The 15058-nt window shown below is 66.9% G+C and carries 10 protein-coding genes; 1 reads left to right on the top strand and 9 read right to left on the bottom strand.

What is annotated here, in order from left to right; translation table 11 throughout:
• Positions 1 to 10: 10 nt before the first annotated feature.
• The 7 genes from WBP07_RS17045 to WBP07_RS17015 all read right to left on the bottom strand — a co-directional run bounded on the left by WBP07_RS17045 (position 11) and on the right by WBP07_RS17015 (position 10752).
• Positions 11 to 2407 (bottom strand): TonB-dependent receptor, encoded by a 2397-nt coding sequence (locus tag WBP07_RS17045; RefSeq protein WP_395392806.1) that lies wholly within the window; start codon positions 2405 to 2407, stop codon positions 11 to 13.
• Positions 2319 to 3299, bottom strand: a complete 981-nt coding sequence (locus tag WBP07_RS17040) for a FecR family protein (protein WP_395392805.1) — start codon at positions 3297 to 3299, stop codon at positions 2319 to 2321. Before WBP07_RS17040 ends, WBP07_RS17045 begins: the two co-directional genes overlap by 89 nt.
• A complete protein-coding gene (locus tag WBP07_RS17035) occupies positions 3296 to 3931 on the bottom strand; it encodes an RNA polymerase sigma factor (RefSeq protein WP_395392804.1) in 636 nt (211 codons plus the stop codon). The genes WBP07_RS17040 and WBP07_RS17035 overlap by 4 nt, the downstream gene beginning before the upstream one ends.
• 391 nt (positions 3932 to 4322) lie before the next feature.
• The gene (locus WBP07_RS17030; protein ID WP_395392803.1) at positions 4323 to 6704 is read right to left on the bottom strand and encodes a GH92 family glycosyl hydrolase; all 2382 of its coding nucleotides are present in this window, start codon (positions 6702 to 6704) and stop codon (positions 4323 to 4325) included.
• A gap of 132 nt (positions 6705 to 6836) precedes the next feature.
• Positions 6837 to 7523, bottom strand: a complete 687-nt coding sequence (locus WBP07_RS17025) for a response regulator (protein WP_395392802.1) — start codon at positions 7521 to 7523, stop codon at positions 6837 to 6839.
• Positions 7520 to 10171: a DUF4118 domain-containing protein gene (locus tag WBP07_RS17020; RefSeq protein ID WP_395392801.1), complete on the bottom strand. Its 2652-nt coding sequence runs from the start codon at positions 10169 to 10171 to the stop codon at positions 7520 to 7522. Before WBP07_RS17020 ends, WBP07_RS17025 begins: the two co-directional genes overlap by 4 nt.
• Before the next feature lie 296 nt (positions 10172 to 10467).
• Complete coding sequence (locus WBP07_RS17015) at positions 10468 to 10752, bottom strand: hypothetical protein (RefSeq protein ID WP_395392800.1); 285 nt, start codon at positions 10750 to 10752, stop codon at positions 10468 to 10470.
• Positions 10753 to 10893: 141 nt separating this feature from the next.
• Between WBP07_RS17015 and WBP07_RS17010 the strand changes: the two genes are divergently transcribed.
• On the top strand, positions 10894 to 12777 hold the full coding sequence (locus WBP07_RS17010; protein WP_395392799.1) for a potassium transporter Kup: 1884 nt from the start codon (positions 10894 to 10896) through the stop codon (positions 12775 to 12777).
• A gap of 203 nt (positions 12778 to 12980) precedes the next feature.
• Here WBP07_RS17010 and WBP07_RS17005 read toward each other — a convergent pair whose 3' ends face one another.
• Positions 12981 to 13991: a bile acid:sodium symporter family protein gene (locus WBP07_RS17005; RefSeq protein ID WP_395392798.1), complete on the bottom strand. Its 1011-nt coding sequence runs from the start codon at positions 13989 to 13991 to the stop codon at positions 12981 to 12983.
• Positions 13992 to 14023: 32 nt separating this feature from the next.
• Positions 14024 to 15046 (bottom strand): aldo/keto reductase, encoded by a 1023-nt coding sequence (locus tag WBP07_RS17000; protein WP_395392797.1) that lies wholly within the window; start codon positions 15044 to 15046, stop codon positions 14024 to 14026.
• Between the last annotated feature and the right edge of the window lie 12 nt (positions 15047 to 15058).

Raw genomic sequence — 15058 nt, 5'->3', positions numbered from 1 at the left:
CGCCGCCGCCTCACATCGCCAATGAGGCGGAAAGGAACACCGTGGTCGGGCCCTGCGGCGTGAACTGCGGCATCGTGCGGTAGCGCAGGGCATTGCCGAACGCGAAGACATTGCCCTTGTCGCCCAGCAGGTTCTGCGCCGTCAGCGCCACCTGCCATGCCCCATGCGCAAGGTGCATTTCGACATTGCTCTCCACATAGTCGCCCATGCGCCGGTCCAGGTCCGGATCGAAGCTCATGCGCGCCGGGCCGACGTAGCGCAGGCCCAGCTTCACCCAGGCGGCCAGCGAAGCCAGCGTGAAGTCATGCCGCAAGGCGCCGCGCACGGTATATTTGGGAACGACCGGCAGGCGCCGGTCGTCCAGCCGATAGCCCAGCGCATTGCGGGTGAGCTGCGCGTCGGTAAGGTTGCCGCCCAGTTCGGCATGCCAGCCATGCGCCACCGGCAGGGCAAGGCTGCCTTCGACGCCAAGGATGCGCGCATCGCCGGCCGTCGTCGTGGTGATCAGGCCATTGTCCTCCAGCACGTCTGACTGGACATCGTCCCAGTGCGAATACCAAGTGCCGATATCGATCTGCGCGCCGCCGGGCAGTTCCTCACGCCAGCCGGCTTCGACCGAGGCCAGTTCGTCTCCCTTCAGCGTCTGCACCGCGCCGTTGGAATCGATCATCGTCCCGCCCTGCCGGAATGCAGATCCGTAGCGCACATAGAGCAACCGCCCCGCGCGTGGTTGCCAGGAAAGCGCCAGACTGGGCGTAACGCCCGCCTTGTTCTGCTTGCTTTCCGCCCGGCCGCTATCCAACCGCCGCCGCTCCCGGATCGAGGACGCGAAAAGCCGCGCGCCGCCATCCAGCGATAGATGCCCGATCAAGGGAACCGTCACGTCGAAATAGGCAGCGGTATCGTGGCTGTCGCGGTGGTCCTGATCCACCAGCAGATCCTCGCCCGCCCCGCCCTGCAATGTGGTGTCGATCGACTGGCGCGCATCCAGGTGGGAAAGGCCGGCCAACCAGTCCAGCCCGGCCAGATGGCCGCGCAAACGCAGCTCGCTGTCCCACGTGCGGTAGCGGCGTTGGTCCAGTAGCAGCCGGGGATCGGCCATGCCGAAATCCTCTGCGCCGATGGTGGCATCCAGCGTATCGTCCACCTCGTGCCAGGTCATGGCGGTGGCCAGCATCACGTCGACGCTGCCCAGCTTGCCGGTCAGCCGGCCGGCAAGGTGCGTCAGGTCGTTGTCGTGCGGTTCGGCCAGCTGGGCATCGCGGCTGTAGCTGCGCGGCGCGTAGACATAGCGGCTGTCGCGCGATTCGATCCACTGGCCCAGCCCGGTCACATCGATCCGCCAGCCGTTGACCGGCTCCACGCCCAGCAGGACGCGCCCGCCCGCCACATGGGTGGTATTCCCGTCCTTGCGCGTGCCGGTGTCGACCCAGCCGGGCTCCTGCGCGATATAGCCCACCAGCCGCAGCCCGGCGGTGCCCGGCAGCACCGGAACGTTGGCCACGGCCGATCCCGAATAGCCCATCTCGCCATGCGCGGCGATGCTGCCGCCGCCGGTAAGCGCAAGGCTCAAGTTGTCGAGGTCGGCCGGATGCGAAACCATGTGGTAGATGCCGCCCAGCGCACCGGTGCCGTACAGCGATCCCTGCGGCCCCTTCAGCACTTCGACCCGCTGGATATCCACCAGCCGAAGATCGGGATCCGGCGCGGCATAAGTCAGGCGCGCCTCATCCAGCACGACTGCGACGGTGGACTGGCTCTCGCCCCCGAAGGCGCTGTCGGCCACGCCGCGCAGGAACATGCGGTTGCGTCCAGGGCCCAGCGCGGTCAGCGCCAGCCCGTCCACCTGCCCGGCAATCGTGGCGCTGGAGCGGCGCGGATCGTCGCGCCCGATGTTCTCGCCCGACACCACCGAGACGGCGGCGGGCAGCACCGAAAGCTCAAGCGGCTGCTTGGTCGCGGTGACGATGATCGGCTTGGAATATCCCTCTTCGGGCGGCGTCGCCGGTACCGGGGCGTGCGGGGCCGGCGGTGGCGGAGCAGCGGGTGCACGCTCGATCCGCCAGGCGGTATTGCCCACCTGCCGCGCCCGATAACCGCTGCCGGCCAGGAGCCGGGCCAGCGCATCGCCAACGCTCAGTGCGGCATGGATCGGCCGCGTGTGCAGCGGGGGCAAGGGTCCGTCGGTACCGATCGAGACATGCGCCTCACGCGCCAGTTCGGTAATCGCATCGGGCAACTGGGTGGCGGAAATATCGAGGCGGGCGGCCGCTCCCGACCCTGGGCCAGCGCCCAATCCAGCCTCCCGCGCGAAAGCCTCAGGGCTGCTCCAGACGCCAAGCGCCAGCGTGGCCGCCGAGACGCAGCCCCATGAGCTGGACCAGATCGCGCAACGCCGCATCGCCATTGTCGACAATCAGGGTCCCCGAAAAGCGCCGGTCCCGCAAGGCGGGCGGCACGTCCACCGTCACCCCCGCATAGCGTTGCAGATCGCCGACGACCAGAGCCAGAGTCGCATTGTCGTACGTAAGCCGCCCATCCTTCCACGATCCGACGTCACCCGCGTTAACAGCGGCGACCGTCGCCGTCCCGGCCCGGCCGTCGTAGGACAGACCCTGCCCGGCCGGCAGCCGCACCGGCGCGTCCATCGACTGCGCGTTGACCTGCACGTTGCCTTCCACCACCGCGACGCGCACCAACCGGTCCTGCGCCTGCACATCGAACCGCGTGCCGATGTCGCTGATCGAAAGATCGCCCGCCGTCACCGTCAGTTGCCGGTGGGGATCGTGGCGAATCGCGAACAGCGCGCCGCCGGAAAGGTCGATATGGTCCTGCCCGCGCCCTTCGATGGTCAGCTTGCTGCGCGGCGCCAGCAATACCGTGGAACCATCGGCCAGCGTGATCTGCTGCGACGATCCGCCGGTGGCATAGGCCTGGACGGCCGGATTCATGAACTGCGGCACCGCGATCACCGCCGCCAGCGACGCGGCTACGGCAACCCCGGCCCAACGCCATGCCCGGCGACGCGGCGGCATTTCCACAACCCTGGCGTCTTCGGCAGGCGCAACGTCCACTTCCACGGTTTTCGCCAGTTCACCGCGGTGTTCCAAAAGCGCTGCATCGGTCAGCGCGATCTCGTCGAACGCGCGGCGGTGCCGGGGATCGCTTTCCAGCCAGAGCGTGAAGGCATCCCAGTCCATCGCATCGCTTTCGCTGGCGAAATGCCAGCGCGCGGCTTCGGTCCATATCTCCTCGGGCAACTCCTGTCCGGACAGGAGCGCATGATCGTCGCGGTTCATTGTCCCTGTTCCTTTTGCGCGCGATCGCCTCTTGTCCGATCCGCGCTTTCCGGTTCCTGCAGGGAAGACGGCGCCCCGCCGAAACATCCGCAGTCCGCCAACGCCTGCCGCAAGCGTTTCATCGCCAGCGCCAGGTGTTTTTCCACGCCGCTGCGGCTGATTCCCATGACCCGGGCGATCTCGCTCTGGCCCAGACCGTCGAACCGATAGAGCCGCAGCGCCTTGCCCGCCCCTTCCGGAAGCGCCGCGATGGCGCTCCGCAGGATCTCCGCCTCCTGTTGCCGGGCGATCGCCTCGTCGGCGGGTTCGGAAAGATCGGGCCGATCCTCGGGCACGGTGGCGGTTCCTCCGCTTTCCGTCTCCAGCCAGATCCGTTCGCGCCGCATCGCCCGCTGCCGCCCGCGCACGCGATCTAGCACGAGGTTGTTGGCCATGCGGAAAAGATAGGCGCGCGGCGTGGCGATCGGGCCGGTGGCTTGCGCACCCACCTTGATCCACAAATCCTGCAGAAGATCGTGCGCCTCATCCACCGAACCGCAACGGGCGGCGAGGAATTGCAGCAGGGCGCCGCGATTTTCTTCAAGCACGAGCGCCAGACCGGACGCGCGCGGCGGCTGCGGCGAGGGGGGCATCTCTGTCTCCGCCTGGAACATCATCCGCGTCTGCCCCGGGCTTGCGGCCTTTCGGCAGAGCGCATCACCGCCACTTCATGCACTTCGCCGCACTCCCTTGCAAACCCTGCCGGAGAAGGACCGCGCAAGAGATTTCGCGCGGCCGTGGTCTGGGAAGACGCCGCGCGCTGAAACGATCCTCAGTGGGTGGTGCGAAAAAAGTTCAATGAACGACTGATCGACAAGGAAAGCTCAAGTCCAACGGCAAAACTCTTAAACCGTCGCCCCCGCGAAGGCGGGGGGCCCGCTGCCTTCTGCCACGCTCGCCGGAAAAAGCGGGATCCCCGCCTTCGCGGGGATGACGAGGTTCATTGTGCCATTGAGTATGGGAGGAACGTGAGAACTACCGCCCTCACTCCTTCGCGGTAGACATCGAATAGGGCCGCGCCGACCGCGCCGTGCCCCATTGGCGATTGGGCGTCGCCTGCATGGTGAAGCGCAGTTCCCCACCCGCGCGAATTTCCGCATCGCGAAGGAAAGTGCGGTCCAGCGGCACGCCGTTCAGCGTGACCGCGCCGACATAGCGGTTGGCATCCGAAAGCCCGTCCGCAACCACGGTGAAGCGCTTGCCGTTGGGCAGGTTCATCACCGCGCGGTCCACGAAGGGACGCCCGATCACATATTCATTCGACGCCGGTGCCACCGGATAGAAACCGAGTGCGGTGAACACCAGCCACGCCGACATCTGGCCAAGATCGTCGTTACCGGCAAGACCGTCGGGCGCCGGCTTGTACTGGCTCTGCACGATCTGGGCGAGGCGTTCCTGCGTGCGCCACGGGGCACCCGCATAAGTGTAGAGATAGGCGACATGGTGGCTGGGTTCGTTGCCGTGGATGTACTGGCCGATCAGCCCGGCAATGTCCTCCGCATGGCTGTAGTCCAGCTTGGAATTGTCGAAGTCGAACATCTCGTCCAGCTTCGCCACGGCCTTGGCATCGCCGCCCAGCACGCGGAACAGCGCGGCCTGGTCTTGCGGCACGAACCACGAATATTGCCAGGCGTTGCCCTCCGTATAGTCGGAGCCATAGTTGATCGCGGTGGGATCGAACGGCGTGCGGAAGGCCCCGGTGGAAAGCCGCGCGCGCAGCCAGCCGGTCTTTGTGTCGAAGCTGTTGCGCCAGTATCCGGCACGCTTGTCGAAGCGCTCGGCGATCTGCTTGTGGCCCATGGCCTGGGCCATCCGGGCGATGGTCCAGTCGTCGAACGCGTATTCCACGGTCTTCGACGCCGCTTCCGGTTCCTTGTCGATGGGCACGTAACCGCGCGCCATGTACTCGCCAAGGCCTCCGTACGGGGCATGTTCGGCACTGGCCACCATCGCTTTCAGCGCGGTTTCGGCATCGAAGCCGGGAATGCCCTTCATATAGGCATCGGCGATCACCGGCACCGCGTGATAGCCGATCATCGTCCAGGTTTCCCGCCCGGCGAACTGCCAGACCGGCAGGATGCCGTCCGGGCTGTGCTTCTGGCTGGCGACCAGCGAATTGACGACATCGGCGGTCACTTCGGCGGGCTGCACCAGCGTCAACAGCGGATGTTCGGCGCGGAAGGTATCCCACAGCGAAAAAGTGGAGCGGAACGTGAAGCCCTGCGCCTTGTGGACCTGATCGTCCGGCCCGCGATACCGCCCGTCGGCATCGCTCCAGACGCTGGGCGCCAGCAGCGCGTGATAGAGCGCGGTGTAGACATTGCGGCGCATCGGCTCCGCCGCGTCGATCTCCACGGCGGACAGAGCCTGCCGCCACGCCGCGTCGGTCTTCGCATGGATCGCATCGAAATCGCCGGGTTCGGATTCGAGATTGGCGACGGCTGCATTCTCATCGACGCCCGAAAGCGCGACTTTCACTTCCAGCGGCGCGTTCAGCACGCCGAAGTCCAGTCGCGCCTCTAGCGCCTTGCCCAGTTTTTCCGCCAGCGCATCGCTGCCGCGCCCGGGGCCCTGGAACCCCTTGTAGGCCACGTTCGCATCACGATCGATCAGCGCATGGTCGGTCAGCGGCGCGGAAAAGCGCATCGCGAAGTACAGCTTGCGCCCCGGCGCCCAGCCGCGCGTCTCGCGAAAGCCGGTCAGCGTGCCGTCCGGCCGCAAGTGCAGGCCGGACCACAGGATCTTGCCCGGATAGTCGTAGAGCGAGGTGCGGAAATCGAGCAGCAGATGCGCCGCCTGCCCCGCCGGAAAGCGATAGCGATGCACGCCCACGCGCGTTCCCGCCGTCAGTTCGGCGGCAATACCGCTGTCGGCCAGCGTGACCGCATAGTAGCCGGGCCGCGCTTTCTCGCTCGCGTGGTCGAAGCGGGAGCGATAGCCGGAGCCGGGCTTGGCCGGATCGCCGGGATCGAGCCGCACGGCATCGCCGGCTTGCGGCATGACCAGCAGGTCACCCAGGTCCGAATGGCCCGCGCCGGAGAAATGGGTATGGCTGAAGCCCTGGATCGTCGGGTCTTCATGGCGATACCCGGCGGCGTGACCATAACACTTGCGAATCTCGCAGGTGGCGTCCGTATCGGGCGATAGCTGGACCATGCCGAACGGCGCGGTGGCGCCGGGGAAAGTGTGGCCCTCTCCGCCGGTGCCGATCATCGGATCGACGGCGGCTACCGGATCGGCGGCTACCGGATCGGCGGCTACCGGATCGGCGGCTATCAGATCACTGGCGGCCGCCTCACTGGCAACCGGGACCTGGGCAATAGCGGTGGAGGACAGCAGGACGGCGGGCAGGATCAGGCATCGCATGGTCCTGCTATGACAGGCCTTCCCTGCCGCTGTCCACGCCTGCGCGCCGCGCAACGAACAAGCGGGTGACGGGTCTTTGGGTGGAGGTTGATGGTTGAAAGGCGCGCGAGGGAGGGTTGCAGGGGGCGCGGGTCAGTCCTGGCTGACCAGCCGGTAACCGACGCCCGGCTCGTTGCGCAGCAGCGTCGGGTGGGCGGGATCGTCCTCCAGCTTGCGGCGGATGCCCCGCGCGGCCACGCGCAGATATTCCACGTCGCTCTCATGCCCCGGTCCCCAAACCGCGCGCAGCAGCTGCGCATGGGTGATGACCCGGCCCGGATTGCGCGCCAGTTCGGCAAGGAAGCCGTATTCCTTGGGCGTCAGGTGCACTTCGGCGCCGGCCTTGCGCACCAGCCGGGCGGCAAGGTCAATCTCCACCTCCCCGCGCCGCACCGGGCGCTCGGCCGCTTCGGCCGGGATGCGATGGCGCAGCGCGGTGCGGATGCGGGCGAGCACTTCCTCGCTATCGAACGGCTTGGCCACATAATCATCCGCGCCAAGGTCCAGCGCCGCCACTTTCTGCTCGGTCGCCTCGCGCGCGGAAACCACGATCACGGCCGCTTGCCCGCGCATCAGCGGGATCAGCTCCAGCCCGTCGCGATCGGGCAGGCCAAGGTCCAGCAGCACCACTTCCGGCTTGTCGATGGCCATGGCGTTCAACGCCTCTCGCGCGGTGCCCGCCTCCACCACGGAATAGCCGGCGCGGGCCAGCCCGGCGTGGAACAGCCGGCGAATGGCAGGCTCGTCATCGACGACGAGGATGGTGATGCTTTGCGTCATGTTTCTGGCCATTCCCTGAGATGGGCCCCATCGAACCGGATAGTGAAGCGCGCGCCCGGCCCGTCATCGCGATTGGCGGCGGTGACGGTAAGGCCCATGGCCATGGCGAAGCCCTTGACGATGGCAAGCCCCAGCCCGGTGCCGCCCTTGCGATCGGACCCTTCGATCCGCGTGAAAGTCTCGAAGATGCGTTCTTCCTCCCCCGGCGGAATGCCCGGCCCCCGATCGCTGACCGTCAGCGCCAGCCCTTCGCTCTCCCGCACGGCGCAGATCGCGATGGGTGAATGGGGATCGCCGTACTTGGCCGCGTTCTCGATCAGGTTGGTCAGGCAGTGATGGAACAGGTTGGGGTCCACCAGCACCATCGGCACATCGTGCGCGACCTCGATCTCCACCGCATGATCCGCCAGCAGCGCGCGCAACTGGTGCAGAGCCTCCCCCACCGCTTCGGCAAGGTCCACCGGCTCCACTTTCCCGTGCAGCGCGCCCGCCTCGATCCGGGCCATGTCCAGCAGGTTGGTGACGAAGCGGTGCAACCGCTCCGCCTCACCCCGCGCGGCAGCGATGGGCGCGGCCTGCTGCGGTTCGCTGGCCTCGATCGCCGCCAACGTGCCCATGATCGTGGTCAGCGGCGTGCGCAAGTCATGGCTGACGGAGGAGAGCAGCGCATGGCGCAGCCGGTCCCGCTCACGCACTTGCGACAGCTCGGCCATCTGCGATTCCAGCGCCATGCGCTCCAGCGCAAGGCCGGCCTGGTCCAGCAGGCTCAATAGCAGTGGCAGCTGGTCCGGCCGCACGGCGGTACGCGCATCGCTGCGGGCCAGCCCGAAGACGCCGGTCACCGCGCCGCGCGCGGCCAGCGGGTGAAACAGCCATTCGGACGCGGTCAGCGTGTCCGATCCCTGCCCGGCCGGCGTATTGTTGTCGAAAGCCCAGTTGGCGGCCGCAAGGTCCAGCGTCTCCAGCCGCGCCGGACGGGGCCAGCTCCAGCGGCGCGACAGGCCCTCGTCCCCCGGCATCAGCAGCACGGTATTGCCATCGAACAGGCGGCCGACTTCGCCGCAGAGCACGTGCGCCAGTTCGTCGATCGTGCTGATCCCGGTCAACTGGCGGGCGAAACCGGCCAGCGCGCTGTTCTGCGCTGCGCTCGCTTGCGCCTGCAGGGCATGTTCGCGCACCCGGGCCGCCAGCTGGCTGCTGACCACGGCCACGCCCAGCAGGACGAGCACCGTGATGAAATTGCGCGGATCCTCGATGGTCAGCGTATGCGTGGGCGGCAGGAAAAAGAAGTTGTACGCCAGCGAGGATGCCAGCCCCGCGGCAACGCCCGTCCGCAACCCGAAGCGCGTCGCCGCGACCATGACGGGCAAGAGGTACAGCAGCCCGAGATCGGTGATGTTGCCGCTGGAAAGAATCAGCGTGCCCACCAGCGTGACCGCCGCCGTCAATCCCAGCGAGATCAGGTAACCGGCCGGCGATCCCCATTGTCCGGACGGCTTGCGCCCCGCGTCCCGCCCCACGCCGGGGGTCGTCGGCACGACCTGGATCGAAAGCCCCGGCATCTCGCGCACCAGCCGGTCGACGATCGATCCGTGGCGCAGTTCGAACCAGCGCGAACGGGCGGATTTGCCAACGATCAGCTGCGTCGCGCGGGCCTGCGCGGCAAAGCTCTTCAGCCCGTCGAACACCGTTTCGGCGGGCACGCTGGCCACTTGCCCGCCAAGCTGCGTCGCCAGATGCAAGGCATCGGCAAGCTGGGCATTCTCGACATCGGTAAAGCCGGCGGCGCGCGGGGTTTCGATGTGCACCGCCGTCCACGGCGCGCGCAAGGCATCGGCCAGCCGCTTCGCCGCGCGCACCAGTTCCAGCGCGCCGTGCTGTTCGCTCACCGCCACCACCAGCCGATCGCTCGCCGCCCAGATCCCTTCGATGGCATGGGCGCGCACATATTCCAGCATCTGCGCGTCGACCGTCTGCGCGGCGTAGCGCAGCGCCATCTCGCGCAGGGCCGACAGGTTCGACTTGGAAAAGAACGCCCCCAGCGCACGCGTCGCCTCGTCGGGAACGTAGACCTTGCCCTGCCGCAGCCGCTCGATCAGCTCGTCCGGCGGAATGTCGACGACCTCTACCTCGGCATCGGCCAGCACTTTGTCCGGCACCGTCTCGCGCACACGGACCTTGGTGAAGGAGGCGACGACGTCGTTCAGGCTCTCGATATGCTGGATGTTCAGCGTGGACCACACGTCGATCCCCGCTTCCAGCAGTTCCTCCACGTCCTGCCAGCGCTTGTCGTGGCGGCTGCCGGGCGCATTGGTGTGCGCCAGTTCGTCCACCAGCACCAGCGTGGGCCGCCGCGCCAGCACAGCGTCGATATCCATCTCGTCAAGGACATGGCCCTGATAGGTGACCTGGGCGCGCGGTATCGTTTCCAGGCCGCGCAAGCGGGCAGCCGTGTCCGCGCGGCCGTGGGTTTCCACCACGCCCACCACCAGGTCCACCCCGGCATCGTGCCGCGCAAGGCCTTCGCCCAGCATCTCGTACGTCTTGCCGACGCCCGGCGCCGCCCCAAGGAAAATCTTGAGACGGCCACGGTGCTCGCGCGCTGCGGCGCGCAGCAGGGCTTCGGGGTCAGGGCGCTGGTCGTTCACGGTTGCGCTTGTGCGCCGCGGTCAGCCGCGCTGTCGAGAACAAGATTGCATTCCGCCACCGCGCGCGCGGAAAGATCCGCCCCGGGCCGAACGCCGGGTACATCCCGGACATGCGTCCCGAGGCGGAAGTAGTCGCCAGGTCGGAAGGAACACGGGAACCTGGGGATTTCGGGAAATCGGCAGTGCCGATCCGGCATCGCGGCATATCCATCGCGGCTCGGGAAGGGTGGACGCCAGAAGTGCGCCGGCGTTCAAGTGACTGGCTTAAAGGGGACTGGCCCTAGAAATGACCGACCCTAGAAATGACCGGGAAGCTCGACCTCCCTGGCCAGCCTCGGCCCCCAGACGGTCAGCGCCAGACCAAGGCTGAGCAGCAGGATGAACAGCGCGCAAAGGCCCAGATCGGCCACGGTGGGCGCATGGAGCACCGGCGTAATCGCCATCCGGTGCTCGGTCAGAAGCACCCGCGCGGCAACGAAAAGGATCAGCAGGCCCAGGGCGCGCATCCCGATTTCGGCCGGCCACCAGCGCTTTCCGGCACGCAGCGCCGCCAGCCGTTCGGGCGAGGGAAATCGGGACATGGCACCAAGCTCCAGTCGTGGGGTGACAGGAGCGAGATGGCCCCTCAGGCCGTTAAGGTTCCACGGGGAATTGCCCCTGCCGCATAAAGAAAGCATAAAGTGGATGGCGCCTTCGCGCGCGCGAGACTAGGCGCCCGAACCATGAGCGAATCCTCAGGGCACCACGCCCCCAATGAAAGCCTTGCCGCGCTGGCCATCGGCGCCATCGGGGTGGTCTTCGGCGATATCGGCACCTCGCCGCTCTATGCCCTGAAGGAAAGCTTCATCGGCCATCACCCGCTGGTGGTGGACCGGATGCACATCTTCGGCGTGATCTCGCTGATGTTCTGGACGATGATGCTGATCGTCACCGTCAAGTACGTCTTCATCATCCTGCGCGCGGACAACAACGGCGAAGGCGGCAGCCTGGCGCTGCTGGCGCTGATCGGCCGCAAGCTGGGCAAGAGCCGCTGGACGCCGCTGATTGCCATGCTGGGCGTGATCGCAACCGCGCTGTTCTATGGTGACGCCATCATCACGCCGGCCGTCTCCGTCCTCTCCGCCGTGGAGGGGCTGACCGTGGTGAACGAGGAATTTGCAGAGTTCGTGCTGCCGATCGCGGTGGTCATCCTGATCGGGCTGTTCTCGATCCAGTCGCACGGCACCGCGACGATGGGCAAGCTGTTCGGCCCGGTGATGATCGTCTACTTCCTGGTGCTGGCCGGCCTTGGCCTCCACTCGATCGCCAAGGCGCCCGAAGTGGTCTGGGCGCTGAGCCCGCACCACGCGCTGCAATTCTTCCTGATCAACCCGAAGCTGGCCTTTCTGGCGCTCGGCTCGGTGGTGCTGGCGGTTACCGGCGCGGAAGCGCTCTATGCCGACATGGGGCACTTCGGCCGCAAGGCGATCTCGATCTCGTGGCTCTACGTGGCGTTCCCGTGCCTGCTGCTGAACTATCTGGGGCAGGCCTCGCTGGTGCTGCGCAATCCCGATGCGATCCAGAACCCGTTCTTCTTCATGGCGCCGGACTGGGCCCGTCTGCCGCTGGTCCTGCTGGCGACGATGGCCACGATCATCGCCAGCCAGGCCGTGATTTCCGGCGCGTTCTCGGTCTCGCAACAGGCCGTGCAGCTGGGCTTCCTGCCGCGCCTGAAGATCCTGCACACCAGCGCCAAGGCGGCCGGGCAGATCTACGTGCCGCTGGTGAACTGGGGCCTGCTGGTCATGGTCGTGCTGCTGGTGTTCGGCTTCCGCAGTTCGGGCAATCTGGCGGCGGCTTACGGTATCGCGGTGACGGGCACGATGCTGATCACCGCCTGCCTGCTGGGCGTGCTGACCTTCACCGTGTGGAAATGGCACCCGCTTCTGGCGGGCAGCGTCACCGCAGGCTTCCTATTCATCGACGCGCTCTACTTCTTCTCGAACGTCACCAAGATCCCCGACGGCGGCTGGTTCCCGCTGCTGGTGGCCGCCGTGGTCTTCACCCTGCTGACGACCTGGGCCACCGGCCGCCAACTGATGCGCGACCGTATGCGCGAGGATTCGATCCCCTTCGCCACTTTCATCCGATCGGTGGGTGAACGCGTGCGGCGCGTGGCAGGCACCTCGGTATTCCTCGCCTCTTCGGTGGAAGGCGTGCCGCCCGGCCTGCTGCACAACCTGAAGCACAATCACATTCTGCATGAGCGCGTGGTGATCCTGACCGTCGCGGGACAGGGCGTGCCCCATGTCGCGCCGGAAAACCGCGCCGAAGTGGAGGACCTGGGCCAGGGCTTCTACCGCGTGGTCCTACGCTACGGCTTCATGGACGAGATCGACATCCCCGCCGCCCTGGCCGAGGAAGACCGTGCCGGCGGCCCGTTCAAGCCGATGGAGACCAGCTACTTCCTCTCCCGCCAGACGCTGATCCCCTCCAGCCGACCGGGCATGGCCATCTGGCGCGAAAAGCTGTTCGCCACGATGGTGCGCAATGCCGAAAGCGCGATGGAGTTCTTCAAGCTGCCCACCAACCGCGTGATAGAACTGGGCAGCCAGCTGGAGATTTGAGGGAGTGGGCCTTCATTGCCCCCTGACCCCCACGTCAAACTCTCACCAGACCTCGCATTATCAAAACCGTCGTCGCCCCCGCGCAGGCGGGGGCCCCGCTTTCTTCTGCACCCTCTCGTCCAACCGCAAGAAAAGCGGGATCCCCGCCTTCGCGGGGATGACGGGTTTTGTGAGGCTAGCGGGGTTGGTGGGAATTCTTGGCCTCAGCGCGCTTCGACAAGCTCAGCCTGAACGGGTTGGGCAGACTTTTGCGCCTCCCCCTGCGCCGCCAGCCGGCGGGCAAGCACCGCACAAACCATCAATTGGATCTGATGAAAGAACATCAGCGGCAGGATGATCGCGCCCACTTGCGCAGCCGGGAACAGCACGCCGGCCAACGGCACCCCGGTAGCGAGGCTCTTCTTCGACCCGCAGAACAGGATGACGATCCGGTCCTCGTGATTGAAGCCCAGCATCCGCCCCAGCACATTGCCGATCACCATAATGACCGCCAGAATCCCCAGCGACAGCGCCGCGATCAGGCCCAGTTCGGCCAGCGTCACCTTGTGCCACAGCCCTTCAAGAACCGCCGCGCCGAACGCCGTATAGACCACCAGCAGGATCGATCCGCGATCGGTATAGCCCAACAGCTTCTTGTGGCGGCTGACGAAGCCGCCGATCCACGGCCGCAGCAAGTGCCCGGCGATGAACGGCAGCAACAGTTGCACGGCAATCGCGATGATTGGATCGGTCGAGAAACCCTGCGTTTTGCCGGTGATGAACAGCGCCGTCAGCAGCGGTGTAATGAAGATGCCCGCCAGATTCGAGAACGAGGCACTGCACACCGCCGCCGCCACATTGCCCCCGGCGATCGCGGTGAAAGCGATCGACGACTGCACCGTCGATGGCAGCAGGGTCAGATAAAGCACGCCCATCGCCAAAGAAGGCTCCAGCCCCGGAATCGCGCTGACGCCAAGGCCGACGATCGGGAACAGCACGAAAGTAAGGCAGGCGACCGTCAGGTGCAGCTTCCACGCCTTCGCGCCATCAAGGATCGCCTCTCGCGAAAGCTTGGCGCCGTGAAGGAAGAACAGCAGCGCAATGCCCGCATCCGCCACCCCGCCCGCGATTCCCGCCCATGCCCCGCGCGCGGGCAGGATCGAGGCAAGGCCCACGGTCGAGATCAGCAGCAAAAGGTAGGGATCGATGTTCAGGCGGGCGAGAAGGCGAAGCATGGGCAGTCCTGATCTGGAAAAGAGCGTCTGGGTCAGTCCGGAATCGGGCCGGAACCCGCGCTGCCTTCGCGAATGGCAGCGGCAATCCCGGCGCGGTCCTCGTCGGTGAGGGCAAGGTTCGCGCCGGACACCCAGCCGTCGACTTGCGCCGGGCTGCGCGCGCCGACGATAGCGCCGGTCACCCCCGGCACCGCCAGTACCCATGCCACCGCGACCGCCGCTTGCGAGACGCCGTGCCGCTCGGCCACCGGCTTCATCGCCGCCGCCACGGTCAGATTCCGCGTCAGATTTTCGCCCGTGAAGTCCGGGTGGCGCGAGCGCCAGTCGTCACCGGCCAGCCCGGCCACCCGCTCGGCCGAGAACGCGCCGGAGAGCAGGCCGGACTGCATCGGGCTATAGACGATCACCCCGGTATCGTGGGCCAGGCACCAGGGCAGTTCGCGCGCCACCGCATCGCGTTTCAGCGCGGAAAGCGGCGGCTGCAGCGTATCGACATGACCCATGGCCTCCGCCGCCGCGAGTTGATCGGCATTGTGGTTGGACAGGCCCACCGCGCGCACTTTGCCCGCCGCCTTCAAGTCCAGCAGCGCGCCCCAATATTCATCGAGCGCGGTGCCGTCCTCCGCCGGCCAGTGCATCTGCAGCAGGTCGATCCGCTCCACCCGCAAACGGCGCAGCGACGCCTCACACTCGGCCACGATCGATTCCCGCCGCCCCATGCGCAGCTTAGACTGGCGGTCGTTCGGGGCCCACACCTGCCCGCACTTGGTGAAGACATAGGGCCGCTCGCCCTCCGGCATCTCCGCCAGCGCCTTGGCGACGACTTCCTCCGAATGGCCAAGGCCGTAGATCGCGGCGGTGTCGATCCAGTTCACCCCGCGCTCCACCGCGTGACGGATCGCGCGCACCGAATCGGCATCGTCCTGCGCACCCCATCCCACCGCCCAGTCCGGCCCGCCGATTGCCCAGGCGCCAAAGCCGACGCGGCTGATCTCCATGCCGGTGGTGCCCAGCGGGCTGGTCATGGGCGGGGTATCGAGAGCGGCGGTGTTCATCGGGTATCCTCC

It is taken from the genome of Novosphingobium oxfordense (assembly GCF_044029435.1).
GTDB lineage: Bacteria > Pseudomonadota > Alphaproteobacteria > Sphingomonadales > Sphingomonadaceae > Novosphingobium.
Note: the sequence above shows the minus strand (reverse complement) of the source record. Positions and strands in the feature narration are given on the sequence as shown.